This is a genomic window from Arthrobacter sp. TE12232, from assembly GCF_054062615.1.
Genome location: NZ_JBSSFK010000001.1, coordinates 2270560 through 2292474, shown reverse-complemented (window position 1 = coordinate 2292474; position 21915 = coordinate 2270560). Strand labels below are relative to the sequence as shown.

20 protein-coding genes are annotated in these 21915 nt (G+C 68.0%); 12 read left to right on the top strand and 8 right to left on the bottom strand.

Features of this window, described 5'->3' with window-relative positions; all coding sequences use genetic code 11:
* The first annotated feature begins 260 nt into the window (after positions 1 to 260).
* The 3 genes from ACVWZ7_RS10140 (at position 261) to ACVWZ7_RS10130 (ending at position 3033) form a co-directional block, all read left to right on the top strand.
* Positions 261 to 866: a malonic semialdehyde reductase gene (locus ACVWZ7_RS10140; protein ID WP_456507746.1), complete on the top strand. Its 606-nt coding sequence runs from the start codon at positions 261 to 263 to the stop codon at positions 864 to 866.
* A gap of 317 nt (positions 867 to 1183) precedes the next feature.
* Entirely contained in the window at positions 1184 to 1717 is a 534-nt protein-coding gene (locus ACVWZ7_RS10135) for a 2'-5' RNA ligase family protein (RefSeq protein ID WP_456507745.1), read from the top strand.
* Positions 1718 to 1872: 155 nt separating this feature from the next.
* Complete coding sequence (locus ACVWZ7_RS10130) at positions 1873 to 3033, top strand: GGDEF domain-containing protein (protein ID WP_456507744.1); 1161 nt, start codon at positions 1873 to 1875, stop codon at positions 3031 to 3033.
* On the opposite strand, the gene pgm is transcribed toward ACVWZ7_RS10130, so the two are convergent.
* The gene (gene pgm / locus ACVWZ7_RS10125) at positions 3023 to 4684 is read right to left on the bottom strand and encodes a phosphoglucomutase (alpha-D-glucose-1,6-bisphosphate-dependent) (RefSeq protein ID WP_456507743.1); all 1662 of its coding nucleotides are present in this window, start codon (positions 4682 to 4684) and stop codon (positions 3023 to 3025) included. The genes ACVWZ7_RS10130 and pgm overlap by 11 nt on opposite strands.
* A 147-nt stretch (positions 4685 to 4831) precedes the next feature.
* On the opposite strand from pgm, the gene ACVWZ7_RS10120 reads away from it, so the two are divergent.
* Positions 4832 to 5554: a DUF4190 domain-containing protein gene (locus tag ACVWZ7_RS10120; RefSeq protein ID WP_456507742.1), complete on the top strand. Its 723-nt coding sequence runs from the start codon at positions 4832 to 4834 to the stop codon at positions 5552 to 5554.
* A 62-nt stretch (positions 5555 to 5616) separates the two neighbouring features.
* Here ACVWZ7_RS10120 and ACVWZ7_RS10115 read toward each other — a convergent pair whose 3' ends face one another.
* The 3 genes from ACVWZ7_RS10115 to ACVWZ7_RS10105 all read right to left on the bottom strand — a co-directional run bounded on the left by ACVWZ7_RS10115 (position 5617) and on the right by ACVWZ7_RS10105 (position 9226).
* A complete protein-coding gene (locus ACVWZ7_RS10115) occupies positions 5617 to 6471 on the bottom strand; it encodes a phosphotransferase (RefSeq protein WP_456507741.1) in 855 nt (284 codons plus the stop codon).
* 4 nt (positions 6472 to 6475) lie between these two features.
* Entirely contained in the window at positions 6476 to 7945 is a 1470-nt protein-coding gene (locus tag ACVWZ7_RS10110; protein WP_116765427.1) for a peptide MFS transporter, read from the bottom strand.
* A 159-nt stretch (positions 7946 to 8104) separates the two neighbouring features.
* The gene (locus tag ACVWZ7_RS10105; RefSeq protein ID WP_456507740.1) at positions 8105 to 9226 is read right to left on the bottom strand and encodes an alcohol dehydrogenase catalytic domain-containing protein; all 1122 of its coding nucleotides are present in this window, start codon (positions 9224 to 9226) and stop codon (positions 8105 to 8107) included.
* A gap of 114 nt (positions 9227 to 9340) precedes the next feature.
* Between ACVWZ7_RS10105 and ACVWZ7_RS10100 the strand changes: the two genes are divergently transcribed.
* The 3 genes from ACVWZ7_RS10100 to ACVWZ7_RS10090 all read left to right on the top strand — a co-directional run bounded on the left by ACVWZ7_RS10100 (position 9341) and on the right by ACVWZ7_RS10090 (position 13458).
* Complete coding sequence (locus ACVWZ7_RS10100) at positions 9341 to 11464, top strand: sialate O-acetylesterase (protein WP_456507739.1); 2124 nt, start codon at positions 9341 to 9343, stop codon at positions 11462 to 11464.
* A 432-nt stretch (positions 11465 to 11896) separates the two neighbouring features.
* Entirely contained in the window at positions 11897 to 12262 is a 366-nt protein-coding gene (locus ACVWZ7_RS10095; RefSeq protein WP_091255538.1) for an ArsR/SmtB family transcription factor, read from the top strand.
* Positions 12263 to 12501: 239 nt separating this feature from the next.
* A complete protein-coding gene (locus tag ACVWZ7_RS10090; protein WP_456509095.1) occupies positions 12502 to 13458 on the top strand; it encodes a cation diffusion facilitator family transporter in 957 nt (318 codons plus the stop codon).
* A gap of 7 nt (positions 13459 to 13465) precedes the next feature.
* On the opposite strand, the gene ACVWZ7_RS10085 is transcribed toward ACVWZ7_RS10090, so the two are convergent.
* The gene (locus tag ACVWZ7_RS10085; protein ID WP_456507738.1) at positions 13466 to 14893 is read right to left on the bottom strand and encodes an amidase; all 1428 of its coding nucleotides are present in this window, start codon (positions 14891 to 14893) and stop codon (positions 13466 to 13468) included.
* Between the two features lie 312 nt (positions 14894 to 15205).
* Here ACVWZ7_RS10085 and ACVWZ7_RS10080 point away from each other — a divergent pair, with 312 nt between their 5' ends.
* The 3 genes from ACVWZ7_RS10080 (at position 15206) to ACVWZ7_RS10070 (ending at position 16850) form a co-directional block, all read left to right on the top strand.
* Positions 15206 to 15532, top strand: a complete 327-nt coding sequence (locus ACVWZ7_RS10080; protein ID WP_116765432.1) for a rhodanese-like domain-containing protein — start codon at positions 15206 to 15208, stop codon at positions 15530 to 15532.
* Between the two features lie 18 nt (positions 15533 to 15550).
* The gene (gene pheA, locus ACVWZ7_RS10075; protein WP_344361524.1) at positions 15551 to 16534 is read left to right on the top strand and encodes a prephenate dehydratase; all 984 of its coding nucleotides are present in this window, start codon (positions 15551 to 15553) and stop codon (positions 16532 to 16534) included.
* A gap of 94 nt (positions 16535 to 16628) precedes the next feature.
* Positions 16629 to 16850, top strand: coding sequence for a hypothetical protein (locus ACVWZ7_RS10070; RefSeq protein ID WP_091255530.1), 222 nt, complete (start codon positions 16629 to 16631; stop codon positions 16848 to 16850).
* A 40-nt stretch (positions 16851 to 16890) separates the two neighbouring features.
* Here the strand turns inward: ACVWZ7_RS10070 and ACVWZ7_RS10065 are convergent, their stop codons facing one another.
* Positions 16891 to 17955, bottom strand: coding sequence for a diacylglycerol/lipid kinase family protein (locus ACVWZ7_RS10065; protein WP_456507737.1), 1065 nt, complete (start codon positions 17953 to 17955; stop codon positions 16891 to 16893).
* Positions 17956 to 18033: 78 nt separating this feature from the next.
* Here ACVWZ7_RS10065 and serS point away from each other — a divergent pair, with 78 nt between their 5' ends.
* Complete coding sequence (gene serS / locus ACVWZ7_RS10060) at positions 18034 to 19314, top strand: serine--tRNA ligase (RefSeq protein WP_456507736.1); 1281 nt, start codon at positions 18034 to 18036, stop codon at positions 19312 to 19314.
* 148 nt (positions 19315 to 19462) lie between these two features.
* Positions 19463 to 20365: an HAD family hydrolase gene (locus ACVWZ7_RS10055; protein ID WP_456507735.1), complete on the top strand. Its 903-nt coding sequence runs from the start codon at positions 19463 to 19465 to the stop codon at positions 20363 to 20365.
* 54 nt (positions 20366 to 20419) lie between these two features.
* On the opposite strand, the gene ACVWZ7_RS10050 is transcribed toward ACVWZ7_RS10055, so the two are convergent.
* Both ACVWZ7_RS10050 and ACVWZ7_RS10045 read right to left on the bottom strand, forming a co-directional pair.
* Positions 20420 to 21019 carry a hypothetical protein gene (locus ACVWZ7_RS10050; RefSeq protein WP_456507734.1) on the bottom strand — a complete coding sequence of 200 codons (600 nt, stop codon included), beginning with the start codon at positions 21017 to 21019 and terminating at the stop codon, positions 20420 to 20422.
* A gap of 80 nt (positions 21020 to 21099) precedes the next feature.
* Positions 21100 to 21855, bottom strand: coding sequence for a DUF429 domain-containing protein (locus tag ACVWZ7_RS10045; protein WP_456507733.1), 756 nt, complete (start codon positions 21853 to 21855; stop codon positions 21100 to 21102).
* Positions 21856 to 21915: the final 60 nt, after the last annotated feature.

Below are 21915 nucleotides of genomic sequence, written 5' to 3'. Positions count from 1 at the left end.
CGATTGCCTGGTTGATGCAGTCCGGGTGCACGCGGGCCTCGCCGTCGGCCATCTCGCCGGAGAGATCACGCTCGTTAAGAGGGCGTGTCAGGCTCCTGTCTGCCTTGATAGGCCTTGCAACGGGGCTGCGCACCCTGCATTGCTGTGCCGGACATCACAGGGCGCAGCGGGAAGCAAGCGCTGCTAGTTGAAGTTGCAACTATGGACAGCAGGAGACGCCAGCGGCCTGACGGTGCGCCGGCCCAGCGAAAGGGACGCGAATGACGATCGCCCATGAAGAAGCAGTAATCGACGCCGCAGCGGTGGACGCCATCTTTGCCGAGGCCCGCACGGCGAACGCCTTCACCGGCGACGTTACCGACGATCAGGCCCGTGCCATCTACGAACTGACGAAGTTCGGCCCCACCGCCTTCAATTCACAGCCGCTGCGCGTCACGTACGTGCGCTCGGATGAAGCCCGGGCCACGCTTGTGGACGCACTTTCCGCTGGAAACCGCGCCAAGACGGCATCGGCGCCCCTCGTCGCAATTCTGAGCTACGACACCGCCTGGCAGGACCAGTGGGACAACTTCCTCCCCGGCTACAACGCCCCCAAAGCCATGTACGACGCCGCGCCTGACCTTGCCGCGGCCACGGGCAACAACAACGCCCACCTGCAGGCCGGCTACTTCATCCTCGCGGTCCGCTCCCTGGGCCTCGCCGCCGGTCCCATGACGGGCGCGGATTTCGCCGCCATCGACGCCGCATTCTTCCCCGACGGCAGCCAGAAGAGTTTCCTGGTGGTCAACATCGGCCAGCCCGGTGCGGACGCCTGGGGTGCGGCCAAGCCGAAGTTCGCCTACGAGGACGTCGTCCGCACCGTATAAGGACTGTCTAAGCACCTCCGGCGCTGTTCTTCCGCGGAGGTGCCTCTGGCACTGTTCTTCCGCGGAGGTGCCTCTGGCACTGTTCTTCCGCGGAGGTGCCTCTGGCACTGTTCTTCCGCGGAGGTGCCTCCGGCACCATGGGGGACAGGCCGGAGGCACACGGGACGCAATTCTGCGGTTCAGCGCATGGCCTGCATCCGGGGCCACTTCCTATTTTAGTCCGCACCGCAGCCTCCGGCACGGGGCGTTCGCGACGTCGCCGACCCCGGTCAGGACCCGGGCGCCGCCCCGACCGCCGGGCGTGGCACACTTTTCCCATGCGGAACCTGATCGCGGTGGCCTTCGTGGAACCGGTTGTCGAGGGACTCGAGTTTCCCCGGGACGACTGGCCGCTGCACATCACCCTGGTGAAGTTCGACGTCGTCGAACCCCAGACAGCGGCCGGCGCACAAATCGAGACGCCACCCGGCTCCGGCGATCCGCTCGCCGCGAAGATCTCCGAGCTCATGGCGGACCCCGTGGCCGCGGCCCTGGGCTGCCGGGTGAGGGTAGGCGGGGAAGCGCGGTTCGGGCGGGCAGGGTCCATCCCGGTCAGCCTGATCGAACCCAACGAGCACCTGCAGGCCCTGCACAATGCCCTGGTCGGGATCGTGGAGCAGCTGCCCGGCAGGATCCCTACACCCGCCTATACCCTGGCAGGGTACCGCCCGCATGTTTCCCACCACGGCGACAAACGGCTTCGCGAGGGCGACGCCGTCGCGCTGGACCGGATAGCACTCGTGGACATGGCGCCCGGCGGCGGGCACTCCACCCGGCGGATCCTCACGCTGTGGACCGACGGCCCGGCATAAGCCCCGGGACGGCGGCAACAAGAATCCGCACGTCATATCGTGGCCACCACGAGGCTTTCCCGACGACGGGTGCCATACTTGGGTCAACTTCGGCGGTTATTCGACGGTGAAGTGACGCATTGCGGGCAAATTACAGCGGACCGGGGGGCCACTAGATGATGCTTGACACCGCCACGCTGCGGGTTGCCTTGGCGCTGGTCGACCTCACGCTGCTCATGCTCTTCTACTTCATTACCTTCCGGCGCACCCGCTCCGCCCACAGCGGCTGGTGGTGCATGGCCCTCCTGCTGTTCCTGGTCGGCAACGCCGCGTACCTGCTGGACGGGACGGTGTACCAGGCCTGGTCCAACCCCGCCGGCAACATCCTGCTGGTCGCCGGCGCGGCCAGCGTCTGGGCTGGCGCCCGCTCGCTGCGGGCACCCTCACCCCGGCCCTGGCAGCTCGCGGCCGGTCCCGGCGTCGTCGGCGTCGTGTCGGTGTTCGACCACCCGGCCACAAACATCTGGGCGGGTGGCCCGGTGTACCTGGCCTTGATGGCCGTGCTGATCGGCATGGGATCCCGGGAGCTGTTCCTGCTTGAGCGCGACTACTCGCGCGTGCACCGGCCCCTCGCCGTGGGCGCCGGCATCCTGGCCGTCTTCTACTTGGGCCGCCTCATCGCCTTTTTGACGGACCGGCCGGGCGGGGCGGTCTTCACATCGTTCTTCGGTTCCGCGCCCATGACCGTGTTCTCGACGGTCACGCTGGTGGTGGCCTCGTTCACGATGGCCGAGCTGAGCTATGAACAACAGACTCGCGACCTCCGGGCACGCGCCACCGTGGACGGCCTCACCGGCCTGCTGAACCGCTCAGCGTTCCTCGACCTCGCGGGCAACGAACTGCGCAGGTTGCGGCGCACCGGAACCACGGCCTCGCTGATCCTCGCGGACCTGGATCACTTCAAGACGATCAACGACCAGTTCGGCCACTCGGCCGGGGACTCCGCCCTGCAGGCGTTCGCCGGAGCCTGCGCCGGCACCGTCCGCTCCACCGATCTCGTGGGCCGCTACGGCGGCGAGGAATTCATCCTCCTGCTCCCAGGCGTCACGCCGGAACAGGCCCGGGAAATCACCTCCGACATCAGCCTCCGGCTTCAGGAATCCGGCTCGGAAGTCATCCCCCGGCTGCCGACAGTGAGCTACGGCATTGCATCCACCGATGCCGGACCGGGCGGCCTCGACGCTGTAGTGGCCTCGGCCGACGCGGCCCTCTACCAGGCAAAGACGCTTGGCAGGGACCGCGCCGTGGTGGCCGCGGTCGGCGGAACTACGAAATAACCCCGTCCACCAGGGCCTTCGCCTCGGCCTGGACCTGCTTGAGGTGCTCGGCGCCCTTGAAGGATTCGGCGTAAATCTTGTACACGTCCTCCGTACCGGAGGGCCGCGCCGCGAACCAGGCGTTTTCGGTGACCACCTTCAGGCCGCCGATCGCCGCGCCGTTGCCCGGCGCCTCGGTCAGTTTGGCGGTGATCGTTTCGCCGGCGAGTTCGGTGGCGGTGACGTCCGACGAGGACAGCTTGCCCAGTGCGGCCTTCTGTTCACGTGTGGCGGCGGCATCGATCCGGGCATAGACGGGGTCGCCGAACTGGTCCGTGAGGCCCTTGTAGAGCTGCGACGGCGACTTGCCGGTGACGGCCGTGATCTCCGAAGCCAGCAGGGCCAGCAGGATCCCGTCCTTGTCGGTGGTCCAAACACTGCCGTCCATCTTATTGAAGGACGCGCCCGCGGATTCCTCGCCGCCGAAGGCCCCTTCGCCGGACAACAGGCCCGGAACGAACCACTTGAAGCCCACGGGAACCTCCACGAGCTTGCGCCCCAGGCTCGCGGCCACGCGGTCGATCATCGAGGAGGACACCAGGGTCTTGCCGATCACGGACTGCGGGTTCCATCCGGTGCGGTGCCGGTACAGGTAATCGATGGCGACGGCGAGGTAGTGGTTCGGGTTCATCAGCCCGCCCTGACCGTCAACAAACGGTGTGACGATGCCATGGCGGTCGGCGTCGGCGTCGTTGCCGGTGGCGACGTCGAACTTCGCCCCGTCGGACATCCGGCCGATCAGCGACGCCATCGCGAACGGCGAGGAGCAGTCCATCCGGATCTTCTCGTCCCAGTCCAGGGTCATGAAGGCCCACTGCGGGTCAACGGTCGGGTTCACCACCGTGAGGTTCAGGTGGTGGCGTTCGGCGATCTCGCCCCAGTAGTCCACCGACGCCCCGCCCATGGGGTCCGCGCCGATCCGGACGCCGGCCTCACGGATGGCGTTGAGGTCCAGGACGGAGGGGAGGTCATCCACGTAGCTGCTGAGGAAGTCGAACTTTCCGGTGGTCCCGGCGGCAAGGGCGTCGGCCACGGGGATCCGCTTGACGCCGCGCAGGCCGTTTTCCAGGAGCTCGTTGGCGCGGTTGGCGATCCAGCCGGTGGCGTCGGTGTCCGCAGGGCCGCCGTGCGGGGGGTTGTACTTGAATCCCCCGTCGCCGGGAGGGTTGTGGCTGGGGGTCACCACAATCCCGTCCGCCTGCGGTGCGCCCGGGCCGGCCTTGCGGTTGTGCGTGAGGATGGCGTGGCTCAGTGCAGGGGTGGGTGTGTAGCCGTGGCGGGCGTCGATGAGGACGTGCACGCCGTTGGCGGCCAGCACCTCGAGGGCGGAGTTTTGGGCCGGTTCGCTCAGGCCGTGGGTGTCCTTCGCCATGTAGAGGGGCCCGGTAATTCCCTGGCCCGCACGGTATTCCACGATCGCCTGCGTGATGGCGAGGATATGGGGTTCGTTGAAGGACGCCTTCAAGCTCGAACCACGGTGCCCGGAGGTGCCGAAGGCCACCCGCTGGCCCGGGTCCGTGAGATCCGGCGAAACGTCGTAGTACGCATCCAAAAGCGCAGTGAGGTCAACAAGGTCTTGGGGTTGGGCAACTGTGCCCGCGCGGCTAGCCATGGCACCAGCATGCCAGACGACGGCGGGGTGCAACACGCTTTCGCGCCAAACCCGCTCCTGTGACGCAAGAAAGCCGCAGACCGGGCCGGCCCCAACGCAACCCTCCGGCGGTAGTCTGGATCCAGGGACTTCTTGAGGGGACACGCCATGACTGAACAGCCACAACAGGGCAAAGACGAGAGCAAAGACGAGCCAGGCAAAGACGGGATACCCGAGGGCTACCAGCCGACGCTGCGTCTCCCGGACCACCAGCCGGACGTTCCGCCGCAGCAGGCAGCCCCCGTCAGCCAGGACTCCGGCCAGGCGACCGGCCAGGAGGCCGGCCAACCGGCGACGCACCAGTTCGCGCAGCCCGAGCCGCCGCAACAGCCGGACTACCCGCAGCAGCCCTCCGCGGGCCGGCAGCCCGGGCAGGAGCACTACGGCCAGCCCGCACAGGATCAAGGCCAGTTCTCCAGCCCGTACCCGCCGATCTACGGCCAGTCCTACACGACGCCGTATGCGCCCGGCCAGGGGGCTTACGGTCAACCGGCCCAGCAGTACGGCCAGCAGTCGCCGTACGCCCAGCCGGGCAGCGCGAACGCCTACGGCCAGCCCGCCTACTACAGCGTGCCGGCAGCGCCGAAAGGCCTGAGCATTGCCAGCATGTGCTGCGGCATCGCCGCACTAGTGGGATTCGGGTTCTTCCTGCTCCCGCAGCTGGCTGCGGTCATCCTGGGACACCTGGCCCTGCGGCGCGAACCGGCCGGCCGGGGCATGGCGATCGCCGGTCTCGTGATGGGGTACGTGGCGATCGCCGTCACGGTGCTGGTGATGGTCATCTTCGGACTGGTCATCGGCAGTGCGCGCAGTCGCGGCTACGGAGTCTAAGGACGGCGTCCCGCGCCGGTTGCGCCGTACCCGGGCCGGCGGCCGCGGCGGCCGCCGGAGGCTCAGCGTGTCAGCGCGGCCACCAGCGGGCGGGCATTGGCCTCAAGCCAGGCCCGCCGTCGATTGATGAGGCCGCCCACGCCGTCCTGCCACATCCGGGCCCAGCCGCCGCCCAGCGTCGCGGCGTTGTGCCGCATCCGTTCGTAGCTCAGCTCCGCGGCGTCGATCCCGGCACCTGGCACCCGGCGTCGTTCCTCCTCGGACCAGCCGTAGGCGTCGGCGAAGAGGCGCAGCCGGCGGAACGGATCCTGGTCCTCCCAGCCCGGCCATGCGTCGGACGGGTCGCGGAGCGGCACCCAGTGCATGGCGGTGTTGAGCGAATCGTGGAAGGCCGTGGACGGTCCGGCGAGGTCGAAATCCACCAAACCGGCGGCCAGGCCGTCCCGGACCACCACGTTCTGCGGCGTTACGTCCAGATGGCAGATGAGCCCGGAAGCCTCAGTGGGGTTCGGCCGGAGCGGACTGCGCGGAAACGGATGGTCCCGCGGCACGTAGCCCGCCGACGCCGTGTGGAGCCGCCGCACCAGGCGGCCCACCGAGGCCAGAAGGTCCGCGGACTGTGCCCAGGCTTCCGGCAGGGCCCCGGCGCATTGTCCGGGCACGAAGGTCAGGACGTCCCGGCCCTGATCATCCGGGCCCAGGAACCGGGGAGAGCCCTCAAAGCCGGCGTCTTCCAGCCAGTCGAGGTAGCCGGCCACGGCCAGGGATTGCGGCTGGTGCGGGCGGCGGATGGTTCCGCCAACCCGCACCACACCGTCGGTGACATCGCCCGCCGGCATGAGTTCGACGTCGGACGCCTCACCTGGGGCGGGGACGTAGACGCGCGCTGCAACCGGGACGCGATGTGCGGAGCTCATCGGGTCAGCGTACGCCGCCCATGAGCTTCTTGATGGCCGGCGAGGCAGCCGCCATGCCTACGGCCAGCAGGATGGCCGTTCCGCCCACACCGATGAAGTACGGCAGCTCGTCATTCGGGTTGTACAGGCCGGACAGGATGCCGGCCAGCGTGGTGCCCAGGGACACGGACAGGAAGAACAGCGCCACCATCTGGGTGTGGAAGGCCTTCGGCGCCAGCTTGGTCGTGACGGACAGCCCGATGGGCGAAAGGAACAATTCCGCCAGCGTGAACAGCAGCAGGATTCCCGCCAGAGCCAGCAGGGGAGTCTTGCCGTCGCCGGAGAGCGGAATGAAGGCCAGGAAGGCCAGGCCCATCACGAACAGGCCGATGGAGAACTTCAGCGCCGATCCCGGCTGCTTGCGGCCGAGCCGTGTCCACAGGGCCGCCATGACGCCGGCGAAGATGATGATGAACACCGGGTTGATGGACTGGACCCAGGCGGCAGGCATTTCCCAGCCGAAGAAGTTGCGGTCCAGCTTCTCCTCCGAGTACACCGCGATGAAGGTGAACTGCTGCTGGAACAGGGCCCAGAACGCGGCCGAGGCGATGTACAGCGGGATGAACGCTGCCACCCGTCCGCGTTCGGTGGCGGTGACCTTCTTGCTCCGGAAGATCAGGGTGAAGTAGACCACCGACGCGCCGATGGCGGCGTACGCCATGGACGTGGCCAGGTTCTCGGCGTTCACGGTGCCCGAGATGAACAGCGCGGCGATGACCGCGGCGATGCCGACGAAGATCAGTCCATACTGCTTGCGCTGCGCAGCCGGGAGGGGATGCGCAACCCGCTGGGTCTGCGCGGGGAGCTTGTTGCGTCCCAGCGCGTAGACGGTCAGGCCCACAGCCATACCGACGGCGGCAGCGCCGAAGCCCCAGTGGAAGCCTTGGCTTTCCTGCAGCCAGCCGGTGACGAGGGGGCCGATCAGCGCGCCGGCGTTGATGCCCATGTAGAAGATGGAGAACCCGGCATCGCGGCGTTCGTCCTTCTCGCCGTACAGGCTGCCGACAAGGGCGGTGGCATTGGCCTTGAGCCCGCCGGAACCGACGCCCACCAGCACCAGGCCGGCGATCAGGCCGGGGACGCCGGGCACGAGGGCCAGCGCGATGTGGCCGCCCATGATCATGATGGCCGAGCCGAACAACACCTTCTCGGAGCCAAACAGCCGGTCAGCGAGCCACGCGCCCAGGATCGTTGAGAGGTAGACGCCGCCGCCGTACGCGCCGACGAGGCTGGCGGCCAGGCCCTGCTCAATCCCGAGGCCGCCCTTCTCGACCGAGAAGTACATGTAGTAGAGCAGGATTCCCTGCATGCCGTAGAAGGAGAAGCGCTCCCACATTTCTACGGAGAAGAGGCTGGCCAGCATCTTTGGGTGGCCAAAAAACGAGGTATCGCCCGGCGTTGTAGCGGGGCGAGTTTCTAAATGAGTTGTGCTCATTTACTTAATGCTGACATTATGACGCGCGATTGTCACATTCGCGGCGCCCCGGGGCAAGTAACCCTGACGGTGTTTCGCCCCTATTTTCCCGCTGTTCGGTCGTGTGGACGCCGCCCCACCCCCTCCGGTCAGGGCACCGGCTTGGCCCGGAGCCGGCCGTCAGGCGGGACCGCCGGCGTCGAACATGATGATCTGCCGGATGGCGTGCCCGTCTGCCAGCTGGTCCATGGCCCGGTTGATATCGGCCAGAGCGATGCGGTCCGAGATCAGTTCCTCGACCGGCAGCTTCCCGTCCCGCCACAGCTGGGCGTATTTCGGGATGTCCCGCGACGGGACGGCGGAGCCAAGGTAGCTCCCCACGATCGTCCTTGCCTCTGCGGTGATTGTCAGAGGCGGCAGCTGGGCGCGGGCGTCGGAGGAGGGCAGCCCGGCCGTCACGGTGGTGCCGCCGGGGGAGGTGGCGGCGAAGGCGGTTTCGAAGGCGCGCGGATTGCCGGCGCACTCGATCACGAATCTGGCTTTAACCCCGCCGTCGAGGACCTGCTGCGGCGTGTACGTTTCGTGGGCGCCGAGGCGGCGGGCGTGGTCGAGTTTCTGCTCCAGCGTGTCCACGGCGATGATCCGCGAGATTCCTTGGGAGACGGCGGTGATGAGGGCCGCCATGCCCACCCCGCCCAGGCCGACGATCATGATGCTGTCCTCCGGCCGGGGCCGGGCCGCGTTGAGCACGGCGCCGCCGCCGGTCAGCACGGCGCAGCCCAGGACCGCCGCAATGTCTGCGGGGATGTCGTCGTCCACCGGCACGGCCGAGGCTCGGTCCACCACGGCGTATGTGGCGAATCCCGAGACGCCCAAGTGGTGGTGGACGGGCTCCCCGCCTCGGCTCAAGTGCCGGGACCCGTGCAGCAGGGTTCCGTCGTTGTTGCTCTTCGAGCCGGCCGCGCAGGGCAGCCGGCCGTCCTCGGCGCAGTTCGCGCAGCTCTCGCACCGGGGCAGGAAGGACATGACTACGCGCTGACCGGGCTGCAGATCCCCGACGCCGGACCCCACCTCGACGATCCGGCCCGCCGCCTCGTGGCCCAGCAGCATGGGCACCGGCCGGACCCGGTTGCCATCGACAACGCTCAGGTCCGAGTGGCAGATCCCGGCGGCCTCCAGTCGGACGAGGATCTCGGTGGGCCCGGGAGCGGCCAGATCCAGCTCGCAGATGCTGATCGGCCTGGATTCCGTGAAGGGGCGCGGGCGGCCGATTTCCTCAAGTACTGCACCGGTGATCTTCATCGATCCTCTTTCGCGGCCTCGTCGGTTTTGAGTGAACGATAGCCGCCGGCCGGAGCCAGCGTCCATTTGGCGGGGGCAAGAAAACCCCAAGGTGGCTCGGCAAGAGTGTGGTCCATGGCTGATTGGGGCAAGCTTTGTCGTCCCCCGAATGCGGCGCAGCCGCCGGTGCGGACACTACCTTCCTCAACGGCGGCCTCTGGGCTACGGCAGCCCCGGCACCCGGGTGGCAGGCCCCCGACGCGGCCCACGGCCCGGAGCCTCCACCGTGTCCTGATCGGTCTCGCGGTCTTCGCCTTGGTGGCGGCGGGCGTCGTGCCGGCGCGGGCTGCAACGGCCACCACCACTCTGCACGTGTTTCTCGCGGTCGGACAGTCGAACATGTCCGGGCGAGGTCTTCCCATCGATGGCGCGACAGACGTCGAAGACCCGCGCATCTTCCAGTTCGGAGCTAAGACCCGCACCTTCCGGGCCGCCTCGGTCCCGCTGGACATGCACGACACCCCCAGCGGCCTTTCCCCCGCCACAACGATGGCCAGGGAATACCTGAAGACCCAGCCCGCCGACGTCGGGGTCCTCATCATCCCGGCGGCGCACGGCGACACCGGATTCACCAGCGCGCCGGGGACACTGACCTGGTCCGTCGGTGCGGCTTCGGCCCCGGACTACGATCTGCCGACACTGGCCGTTAAACAGACGCTGAGCGGCCTCGCAGCGGCGAAGGCGGCCGGCTATGCTGTGGAGCTCAAGGGCATTCTCTGGCATCAGGGCGAGAGCAATTCCTCCACAAGCACCTCGGCCTACAGCGCCAAGCTGGACCAGCTCATTGCGTTCTTCCGGGACCGGCTGTCGGCCCCGAAGCTGCCGTTCGTCCTCGGGCGCATGTCACCGGAGGGCATCGCGGCCACGCCGGGCAGGACCAATGTGGACGCGAGTCACTACCAAACGCCGGGCCGCGTCGCCTACACCGGCTTCGCGCCCTCGCTGCCCTGTGCCCTGAATTCGGGGGACACGACCCATTTCTCCCGGGTGGGTATCGAATATCTGGGACGGGCATACCTGGCCGCGTACCGGCAGGCGGCCGCGAACACCCAGGCGTCCGCGGTCGCCACCCCCGCGCTCACTGTGCCGAACTGCGCGGGCCGGGCCATAGCGATGGACCCGACGCGATTCCTCGATACCAGGATCTGGCCGGGGCGCGTGGCCGCGGGCGGGTCGGTTTCCTTCCGGGTAGCCGGCGTAAGGGGTGTGCCGACCAGCGTGTCCGCGGTTGTCATCAACCTGACTGCGACGTCGCCGACGTCGCACGGGGTCATCACCGCCTATGCCTCGGGGACGGCCAAACCCGGGACCTCGAATCTGAACTACGTTGCCGGGCAGACCGTCTCGAACCTCGCTACGGTGCCCGTCGGCACGGACGGCCGGCTGACGCTCACCAACTCCTCGTCAGGCTCCGTGCATCTGATTGTGAGTGTGTCCGCGTATTTCCATGCCGGCACGCCGTCGTCGCCCGGGACGTTCAGTGCCGTGGCGCCCGCCCGGCTGCTGGACACGCGGAAGTCTTCCGGGGCCGTTTCCGGCGGAAGCTCGGTGTCCTTCATGGCTGGCGGGAAGTCGGGGATCCCCACGAATGCCTCGGCGGTGGTCCTGAACCTCACGGCGACCGAGACAAAGTCGTACGGCTTCCTGACCGCATACGCCGCGGGGTCCTCGAAACCGAGCTCGTCCACTCTGAACTACTCGGCGGGGCAGACCGTGTCCAACCTCGTCGTGGTCCCGCTCGGGACCGACGGGAAGGTAACAGTCTCGAACACGTCGTCCGGGTCGGCGCAGGTCATTGCCGACGTCGAGGGGTATTACCTGTCCGGCAAACCGGTCCAGGCCGGCGCCTTCGGAGCCCTGGCGCCCACCCGGTTCCTGGACACGCGGCTCTCTTCAGGAGCTGTCCCGGCGGGAGGGTCGGTCACTTTCCATGTGCGCGGCGTCAAGGGGATACCCACCACCGTGGCCGCCGTGGTGGTCAACGTGACGGCTACAGCGGGCAAGTCCTACGGACTCCTCACCGCATTCGCCTCGGGGTCCTCCACCCCGAAAGTCTCAAGCCTGTTCTATTTGCCAGGACAGATCGTCGCTGACCTCGCCGTGGTTCCCGTGGGGCCGGACGGCAACGTCAAAATTACGAATACGTCGAGCGGCTCGGTGCAGATCATCGCCGACGTCGCGGGCTACTTCCGCGGGTAGCGGTAGCGGGTGTGGGTGCGGCAGTTCGCGGAACCGGGGAACTGAAGAACAGGCAGGCGCGGAGCAGCGGATCTGCTGAGCCGGGGATTTGCTGAACCGCGGATCTGCTGAACGGCCCGTGGGGGACATGCCCATTCCTGGCACCCGCGCGTGGACATGATGGCATTGTGCCCAAGTCTCGCCGCGATGGAGGAGCATGTCCCCGGGCCGGCGCCGGACATGTCCCACGCATGGCGTCAACGCGGAGCATGTCCCCGGACCGGCGCCGGACATGTCCAACGCCCCTCACCACGGCCGGACATGTCCACGGGCGCCTGGAGAAGTGCCGGACGCCGCTGTGCTGCCCGTGCGCTGCCGGCGAACTCCTCAGGCCCATCGACCCGGGCCCGGCTGGTCGATCCCCTGGGGGAACAAGTGTGAAATAATCTGCGTATGGATGCAGATAAGCAGATATGCGGGCGCGAGCCGGACAGCCAGTATGTCGAACTCGCCGTTGAGATTTTTGCCATGCTCGCCGACGCCACGCGTGTCCGGATTATTCTTGCCCTGCGGGAGGGCGAACTGCCGGTCAACCAGCTGGCCGAGATCGTCCACAAATCTCCGGCGGCCGTTTCCCAGCACCTGGCAAAGATGCGCCTCGCGCGCCTGGTGACCACCAGGCAAGACGGAACACGCGTCTTTTACCGCCTGGAGAATGAGCACGCCCGCCAGCTCGTTACCGACGCCATCTTCCAGGCCGAACACTCACTGGGGGGAACCCCCCGCCACCACCACCCCGAAAGCGCGGACCTATCGTGACCGAATCCCATGACCTCCACCGTCCCGGGGCAACCGCGCCCGTCCACGCACAGCCGGACGCTGGCAGCCATGATCACGGGTCCGAGGACCACGGCCACGATGATCATGACCATGGGCACGACGGCCATGACCACGGCCATGCCCACCACAGCCACGGGCACGACGGCCACGATGATCATGACCATGGGCACGGCCATTCCCATGAGCATCCGACGGGGATCAAGGGCTTCTTGTACGGATTGTTCGTCCCGCACACCCACGACGCCGCGGACTCTGTCGACGACGCCCTTGAGGCGAGTGAGCACGGCGTCAGGGCGGTGAAGATCAGCCTCTTCATGCTTCTTGGCACGACTGTCCTTCAATTCATCGTGGTGCTGATGAGTGGTTCGGTGGCACTCCTCGCGGACACGATCCATAACTTCTCCGACGCCATGACGGCTGTGCCGCTGTGGATCGCGTTCCTGCTGGCCCGCCGGCCGGCGACCCGCCGTTATACCTACGGCTTCGGGCGTGCCGAGGACCTGGCCGGGCTCTTCATCGTTGTGGTCGTCGCGCTCTCCGCCGCCGTCGCCGCATGGCAGTCGATCGACCGGCTGTTGAATCCCCAGCCGCTGCAGAACCTGTGGTGGGTTGCGGCAGCGGGACTGGTGGGCTTCGCCGGCAACGAAGCCGTGGCCATCTACCGGATCCGGATCGGCCGGAAGATCGGCTCCGCCGCACTGGTGGCCGACGGTGTCCACGCCCGGATGGACGGTTTCACGTCTCTTGCCGTGGTGCTGGGCGTGATCGGGGTGTGGGCCGGGTTCCCGCTGGCCGACCCGATCGTGGGGCTGCTGATCGCGGCCGCCATCGTCATCCTGTTGTGGGGAACCGTCCGCAGCATCGGCCGGCGCCTGATGGACGGCATTGAACCGGACCTTGTTGACCGGGCACGGTCGGCCCTGGCCTCCACCCCCGGCGTGCACGCCGTCCCGGCGCTGCAACTGCGCTGGATCGGCCACCGCCTCCAGGGCAACGCCAGCATCCAGGTCGCAGACATGCCGGTCTCCGCAGCCGAACAGGTCGCCGCGGATGCCAGGCACCGACTCGGCCACGCTCTGCCGAACCTGGACGGCATCGCGATCCGGACCACCACCGGGCCGGTACACGACGGCGGGGATCTGGCGCGGTCAGCGTCCTCGCACGGACACGAATAACCCCGGCCTAGAAACCCAGCTGGGCGGCCACCTGCAGCAGCAGCCGCTCGGAGCCCATCGGCCCGATCAGCTGAATGCCCATCGGCAGGCCGGAACCCGGAGCGCCGCCCGTCCAGTGCACCGGGATCGTGATGGCCGGCAGGCCGCAGACGTTCACCATGGAGGACCACGGCGCGTATTCACATTGCTTGCGGTAGTCGCCGTCGGCGTCGCCCGCCCATTCAGCGGCCGGCCAGTAGCCGACGCCGTGGGCCGCGCCGGTGAACCAGCCCACCGGTCGGGGCGTCTGCGCCAGGGCCGGGGTCACGATGAGGTCCCAGCGGGCATACTGGGCGATCGTGTCCCGCTGGAACTGCCGCAGGAACCCGAGGCATTCATTGAGCTTGGACGTATTGCGCTGCTGCGCGCGCCGCCGGAACGTCCTGGTGAGCGGGGTCAGGAGCGCCTCGCGCTGGGGTGCTATTCGCGCGCTGCCGACGCCGGCGGTCCAGGCAGTGGTGAAGGCATCCGGGTAGCGGTTGTCATAGCGGATCGCCGCCTCCGAGGTCTCGTGGCCGGACGCCTCCAGCCGTGCGACGCCGTCGGCCAGCGCATCGAGCGCCTCGCGGTCCGGGGTGAAAGGGAAAATCGTCTGCCACGGGCTGTCCAGGCTGACGCCGATCCGCAGCCGGTCCGGCTCCCGGGCGGTCAATTCGAGGTAGCTGGCATCCGCCGGGCCGGGCACCAGGGCATCGAGCATCAGGGCAGCATCGGCGGCGGAGCGGGCGAGCGGGCCGGCAACCACAAGCTGGGCCGGATCGCCTGAGCTTTCCCCGGCCGGCACGAGCCCGCGGCCGGGCTTCAACCCGACGAGTCCACAGGCGGCGGCCGGAATCCGCACCGAGCCGCCGCCGTCGGATCCGGGGGCAAACGGCAGCAGCCCCGCGGCCACAGCGGCAGCGCTGCCGCCCGAGGATCCGCCTGAACTGCGGCTGAGGGCATACGGATTGCGCGACGGCGGGGCGATCCGGTTCTCGCTGTAGGCTGTCAGGCCGAATTCCGGGACCTGCGTTTTGCCCAGCGACACCACCCCCGCGGTCTTGAGCACGGCGGGGAGTGCGCCGTCCGTCAGCGCCGGTTTGTGCTCCAGAGCGGCGCTCCCATGCGTGGTGATCACCCCTGCCACATCTGTCAGGTCCTTGAAAGCGAGCGGCATGCCGTGCAGCGGCGGCAGGCCGCCGTCGCTCGGGTCCTGGCTTCGGAGGGCACGGAGCTGGTCTGCGGCTGCGGCATCCTTCCGGGCCTGGTCAGCCGTGACGGTGATGAAGGCCCCGAGGTGCGCGTTTTGGGCTTCGATGCGGTCCAGGAAATGATCCGTGGCCTGCCGGGCGGAGAGCTCCCCGGAACGAAGTGCATCCCGTAGTTGAACGGCAGAGAGCTCGTGGATTTCAGCCAAGGAAACGGGGCTCCAGGCCGTCCCGGAACCGTCCGGCAGGCATGGTGTGCCCTGCGGCCGCTCCGACGAGGGGAGGACATGTCCATTGTTGGGGACTGCGGACGGGCACTGTGGCATCATGCCCAACCCTGGCGGCGAGGGGAGGGCATGTCCCGCGGCGGGAACCGCGGACAGACCGCTCCGCGGGGTGTTTGGCAGCCATGAGGTCTCCTTTGCGCTCTCCAGAAGCGTAACGTGCCGACTGCGGGGGCGCTCGGCCAGCGGCGGGGGATACGCTGGGAACGGACCTTGAAATCTGCGGAAAGGGCGAACATGAGCGACTTCCACACCGTCAGCGTGTCTGGCATCCCCGACGGCGCCAAGATCCTTGATGTCCGCGAGGACTACGAATGGGTCGCGGGCCACGCCGAGGGCGCCCTGCACATTCCCCTGGACCAGCTGCCGGCCCGGCTCGAGGAGCTCGACCCGGACGAGGACGTCTATGTCATTTGCCGTACAGGTGGCCGCTCCCACCGGGCCGCCCAGTGGCTCGTCGGCATGGGATATTCCGCGCTGAACGTGGCCGGCGGCATGGACCAGTGGGTAGAGACCGGCATGCCGCTCGTGTCCGACAACGGCCTCAAGCCAGTCATCCTGTAACCGAAGAAGGAAAAGCCGATGCCCGCACCAACCGTCACGTACACATTCCTCGGCCCCGAGGGGACCTTCACCGAGGCGGCCCTGATGCAGGTTCCGGACGCGGCGCACGCCATCCGCATTCCGTCCTCGAATGTCAACACGGCGCTGGACAAAGTGCGGGATGGCTCCGCCGATGCGGCCATGGTGCCGATCGAGAACTCCGTCGAGGGCGGCGTCACTGCGACCCTCGACGCCATCGCCACCGGCCAGGAACTCAGGATCCTCCGGGAGGCCCTGGTGCCCATCAGCTTCGTCCTAGTGGCCAGGCCGGGCGTGGAGATCGGGGACATCCGGCGCGTCTCCACCCACGGCCATGCCTGGGCCCAGTGCAGGCTCTGGGTGGACGCCAATATTCCCAATGCGGAATACATTCCGGGGTCCTCCACCGCCGCGGCCGCCATGGGCCTGCTGGACGCCGACGGCGTCCACTACGATGCCGCGATCTGCGCCCCGATCGTGGCCCAGGAACAGCCGGGCCTGTCCGTTCTTGCCGAAAACATCGGCGACAACCCCGGCGCCGTCACCCGGTTCGTGCTGGTGGGCCGCCCGGGCGAACTGCCCGCCCGCACGGGAGCGGACAAGACCACGGTGGTGGTCCCGCTGCCCGAGGACCGGCCCGGTGCGCTGATGGAGATCCTGGACCAGTTCGCCACCCGCGGTGTCAACCTGAGCCGGATCGAATCCCGCCCTACCGGGCAGTATCTGGGCCATTACTTCTTCAGCATTGATGCCGACGGCCACGTGGCCGACGCCCGGGTGGCGGACGCGCTCGCGGGTCTCCACCGGATCAGCCCGGCAACTCGCTTCCTCGGCTCCTACCAGCGTGCGGACGGCCACCGCAGCATCGTGGCGCCGCATACCTCGGACCAAGCATTCCGGGCCGCGCATGCGTGGGTCAGAGACATACTGAGTGGCGCATCTGCCGTGGCGGAATATACCCCGGGGGCTTCGCCCAGAGCGTAGGCAAATGCCTTCCGGTGCACTTCCACCGCTTCCCAACTGTGCGTATGCTTGCCTGATCCATATTGGGGAAGTCCTCTACCGGAGGGAGCGGGTCATGTCAGGAACCAGCACAGACAATGACGGCCAGGGAATGATTGTCAATCCCAAGCCGACAGCTGACAACCAGGACTGGGACGGCGACGACGCCGACCGCGCGGACCGTCTGCGCTTTGAAGAAGAGCAGGCAATGATCCGCGAGCAGTCCGAGGCCAGGGCCGCCAAAGCTGCAGCAGATGCGAAGAAGGCCGCAGACGCCAAGAAGGCCGCCAGCGCCTAGTCCCCTCAGAGGAGCCGCCGTCAGACTAACCGGCGCGGGCCTAGTCGCCTCCCGCCCCGTCCTTGACCCGGACCAGCAGGGATCCCGGGGCCACCTGGACGGTGACCGTCGTGGCCTCGCCGGAAGGATCGCCGTCGATCTGGGTAGGCATGGGTTCGGAGCACCGGATGGTGATCTTGCCGGAACGGTAATACGTCATGACCGGCAGATCCTTCTTGTGCTTCAGCACGATCTTTGTGTACATCGCCAGCCAGCCGATTGCACTGCGCGGGCTCATCACCACGACGTCGAGCATCCCGTCATCGATCATGGCCTGCGGGATAAAGTCGATTCCCCCGGGAATCAGGCCACAGTTCGCGAACAACACACTGCGGATCTTCCGCGACTGCTCAGGCTGGTCATCCAGCCCAATCGAGACCTTCTTGCGGCGCCCCGGGAGGTGCCGCACCCCGGCTTCCGTATACGCCAGCCAGCCCACGGCCTTCTTCAAACCGTCATTGGTATCACTGACCACCTCGGCGTCCATGCCCATGCCCGCGATCACCAGGAAAGTGTGCTCCGCTGACTCCCCGGTCCGCGCATTCTCAACGGTCATCCGCGCCGTATCGATGAACCGCTGGTGACCGAACAGGGCCGCCTGCACGTTGCCCTGGAGGTCGTTGACCTCCAGATGCACGTTGCGGGCCAGGAGGTTGCCGGTGCCGAGCGGAATCAGGCCCATGGCGGTGTCCGTCCCGGCAAGGACCTCGGCCACGACGCGCACCGTCCCGTCCCCGCCGCAGGCCAGGACGACGTCGGCCCCGCTGGCCACCGCCGCCCGCGCCTGCGAGAATCCGGGGTCCTCGGCGGTGGTTTCAAAGATGCCGGGCGGCTCCCAGCCGGCCTCGGCGCACGCCGCTTCAACGAGTGCCCGCGCCTCTGCCGAACGGGCCTTGATGGGATTCAGGACCACGGCAACCTTCTGCCGCCCCAGGTCCGGGCTGTGGGTTTGCTCCCACACGGCACTGCGGGTGTGCTTGGCCCTCAGCCGGCGCACCCCCCACCAACTGGAGGCGGCAAACGCCAGGACCCCAGCGATGACGAGGTAGAGCAGCCAGTCGCGCATTGTGATCCAACAGTATCCCGCCAGCGCCCCGTGACCTGCTTGCCCGCTAACGCCGGCCGGATTGGATACTCTTGTCTGGTGATCGACGTAAAAGACCTCAGCGAAAACCCGGACAAGTTCCGTGCCAGCCAGCGCGCCCGCGGCGCCGACGAATCCGCGGTGGACGCGATCATCGCCGCGGATTCGGCCAGGCGCGCGGCGCTGATCCGGTTCGAGAACCTGCGGGCCGAACAGAACGTGTTCGGCAAGAAGGTCGCGCAGGCCAAGGGCGAGGAAAAGCAGGCCCTCCTCGCCGAGGTCAAGGTCCTTGCCGCCTCCGTCAAGGCCGCATCGGCCGAGGCCGATGTCGCCCAGGCCGCCCAGGAGGAGCTGCTCCGCACCATCCCCAACCTGATCGAGGACGGCGTCCCGGCCGGCGGCGAGGATGACTACATCGTTGTCAAGACCGTCGGCACGCCACGCGAATTCTCCGACTTCGAGCCCCGGGACCACTTGGAGATCGGCGAGCTGATCGGGGCCATCGACATGGAACGCGGGGCGAAGGTGTCCGGTTCACGCTTCTACTTCCTGCGCGGCGTCGGCGCCCGGCTGGAAATGGCGCTGCTCCAGATGGCCATGGACCAGGCGATCGAGGCCGGGTTCGTCCCCATGATCACGCCCACCCTGGTCCGCCCGGAAACCATGCAGGGCACGGGCTTTGACGTCAAGCACGACGCCGAGATCTACCGTCTCGCCGAAGACGACCTCTACCTTGTGGGCACCTCCGAAGTGGCCCTCGCCGGCTACCACGCCGACGAGATTCTGGACCTGTCGGACGGTCCCATCCGCTACGCGGGCCAGAGCTCCTGCTACCGCCGCGAGGCTGGCTCGCACGGCAAGGACACCCGCGGCATCATCCGGGTCCACCAGTTCAACAAGGTCGAAATGTTCATCTACACCACGGTCGAAGAGGCGGCTGCCGAGCACGCCCGCCTCCTGGCGTGGGAAGAGGAAATGCTGGCCAAGTGCGAGCTCCCGTACCGCGTGATTGACACCGCTGCCGGGGACCTGGGCAATTCTGCGGCCCGGAAGTACGACTGCGAAGCCTGGGTCCCCACCCAAGGCGCGTACCGGGAACTGACCTCGACGTCCAACTGCACCACCTTCCAGGCCCGCCGACTGAACATCCGCGAGCGTGTCCTGAACGAGGACGGTGCGCCCAAGGGCACCCGGGCCGTGGCCACGCTCAACGGAACCCTGGCCACCACGCGCTGGATCGTCGCCATCCTGGAGCACCACCAGAACCCCGACGGCTCTGTCAACGTCCCCGCCGCCCTGCAGAAGTACCTTGGCGGCATGACGGTCTTCCCCGTTCTCTAACCGCCGACCCCTAACTACCAGCCGGGCCTCCGCCCGCCGCCGGGTAAACATTCACACTGTGGACAGGCTGTGGGTGTTTACCGCAAATTCACGCCCTGCTGTGGCCTGAGTCCTAGCGGCAGTCGGGGCTCTCTGCTCTACTTGTGAGATGACAACCATGACTGAATCCTCAGTCGCCGGCAACGATGACCGGCGCACCACACACGAGAACAACATGCAGAACACCGAGGCCCGGAACAACACGGCCCCGAAGAGCCCCGGCGACAAGATGATGGTCGCCCTGGACGTCGACGGCACCCTGGTGGATCACGACGGCCACATGTCGGTCCCGGTCCGCGAGGCCGCCCAGGCCGTCGTGGCCGCGGGCCACCACGTCACGATCGCCACGGGCCGCTCGCTCAACGCCACGCTGCCGGTCATCGAGCACATCGGAATCGAGAACGGTTACGCGGTCTGCTCCAACGGCGGCGTGATCCTGCGCGTCGACTCCGGACTGTCCGACGGCTACGAGGTAATCCACAAGGCAACCTTCGACCCCGGTCCGGCCCTCCGCGCCCTGCGCAAGCGGCTGCCCTCGGCCAAGTACGCCCTCGAGGACGAATCCGGCAACTTCCTGTCCACCGAGCGCTTTCAGGACGCCAGCTTCGGCGTCGAGGCGGTCGGCGTCGACTTCCAGACCATGCTGGAGGCAACCGCCGTCCGCGTGGTGGTCTTCAGCTCGGAGAACACCCCGGAGGAGTTCAACGCCGCGATCCGCCACATCGGGCTTGCCGGCGTGACCTATTCGGTGGGCTGGACGGCGTGGCTGGACATTGCCGCCGCCGGCGTCACGAAGGCCAGCGCGCTGGAACACCTCCGCGGCCGGCTCAGCATCGAAGCACACCGCACAATCGCCGTCGGCGACGGCCGCAACGACATCGAGATGCTGACCTGGGCGCGCCGCGGTGTGGCCATGGGGCAGGCCCCGGTGGAAGTGATTGCCGCGGCCGATGAGGTGACGAAGTCGGTTTACGACGACGGCGCCGCGCACGTGCTGCGCAGCCTCCTTTAGACGCCCGGCCGGGCGGTCCGGGAGCCCGGACCGCCGCGGCCAGCGGATGTCGGGCTAGCTGACGTCGAGGATGAGGCCCAGGAGCCGGGCCGCCGCGGGACGTGCCGCGTGTTCTTCGTTCCACTGGGACCGGGCCACGGCCTTGCTGACGGCCTGCGTGGTGATCCCGAGTTCCTCGGCGACGGCCTTCTGCTGGCCGCGGACTCCCGGAGTGAGCAGATCCAGGACCCGCCATTCGGCGTGGCTGCGGTCGTGCACAATGTGGCCCAGGAGGCGCAGCACGGCCTCGGCTTCCGCGGCGAGGTCCGCCAGCGGGCCCTCCACGGCCACCCGGATGCGGTCCTTGCCGTTCCGCAGGCGGTCCACGGCGCGCCGGGCATAGATCAGCCCGTGGCCGGAGGCGTCTTTGATCTGGTTCGGCAGGGGTTCGTTCACCGGGCCCACCCCGATGCCCACATACCAGCTGCCGCTGCGCAGGGCGATCATGGCCGCCTCCACCGCCTGATGCGGACAGTCCACGATGCCCTGGACCTCGTCCTCCACGGAGCGGTCGAAATCAAGGCGCGCCGGGATGTGCCGCAGGTCCTTCAGGAGCTGCGGCACGCGGTCGCCGTCGCGCCGGCTGTCGGTTTGATTGATGGTCAGCGTGAACATTCTGGATCACACACTACCCGGTGGCAGTTCGGGGGCAAGTTGCCGGCAGGGCCGCCATGCCGGGGCCGTAACAGAGGCGGCTAGCCGCCCGCCAGCCCGGAAAGATGCCCGGACGGCAGGTGGATCCAGCCCTCGCTCACGGCTGCCGCGGCATCGCCGGGCCCGGGGCGCAGTGTTTGCCCCCGGCGGACGGCCCGTGCCGTCAGCGAGGCGATGACGGCATCAAACATGTCATCGGAGGCGGCAAGGTCATCCCGGTACCCCGCCAGGTCCAGCCACGGGGCTTTCAGGGTCAGATCCGCCAGCGCCGAGGACAGCTTCTCCGCTTCCGGGGCCCCGCGTCCCTTGTAGCCGCGCGCCTGGATCCCCCAGAGTTTCAGGGATGCCGCGGGATAGACCTCGGCGAGGCGGCCGGAGCCGTCGCGGGCCTGCGGCCCCGCGTCCCGGGCGATCTTGGCCTGGATCACGGCGCACCGCATGGCCGGGTGGGCCAATCGGTCGGCGGACACGCTGAGCGGAATCAGCCCGGTTCTGGCCGTGACGAACCGGTCGGTGTCCCGGTAGGCGAGCAGGCGGCGGCCCTCGATCCCGTCGTAGCCGAGCACCGGCCCGGCGTCGAAAGCCAGGTGCCCCGCAAGGAAGGGAAGGAAGGCGTCCGGCCAGCCCAAGGGGCAGTCAATCCCGGTCATATCGCTGCTGCAGAAGAGCCTGACGATCTCCTCGTCGCCGACGTCCAGGGACAGATGCGCCAGGTGTGCGGCGCCGTCGGCCCATTCGATGACGGCCACGGCCGTCTTCTTCGCAGCCGCCGCGAGGTCGACGCCGAGGGTCCTCACCGGCGTGCCCGCACGCCATGAAAAAACGCGGGGTCACGCACCGCCCGTTCCGGAGCTCCG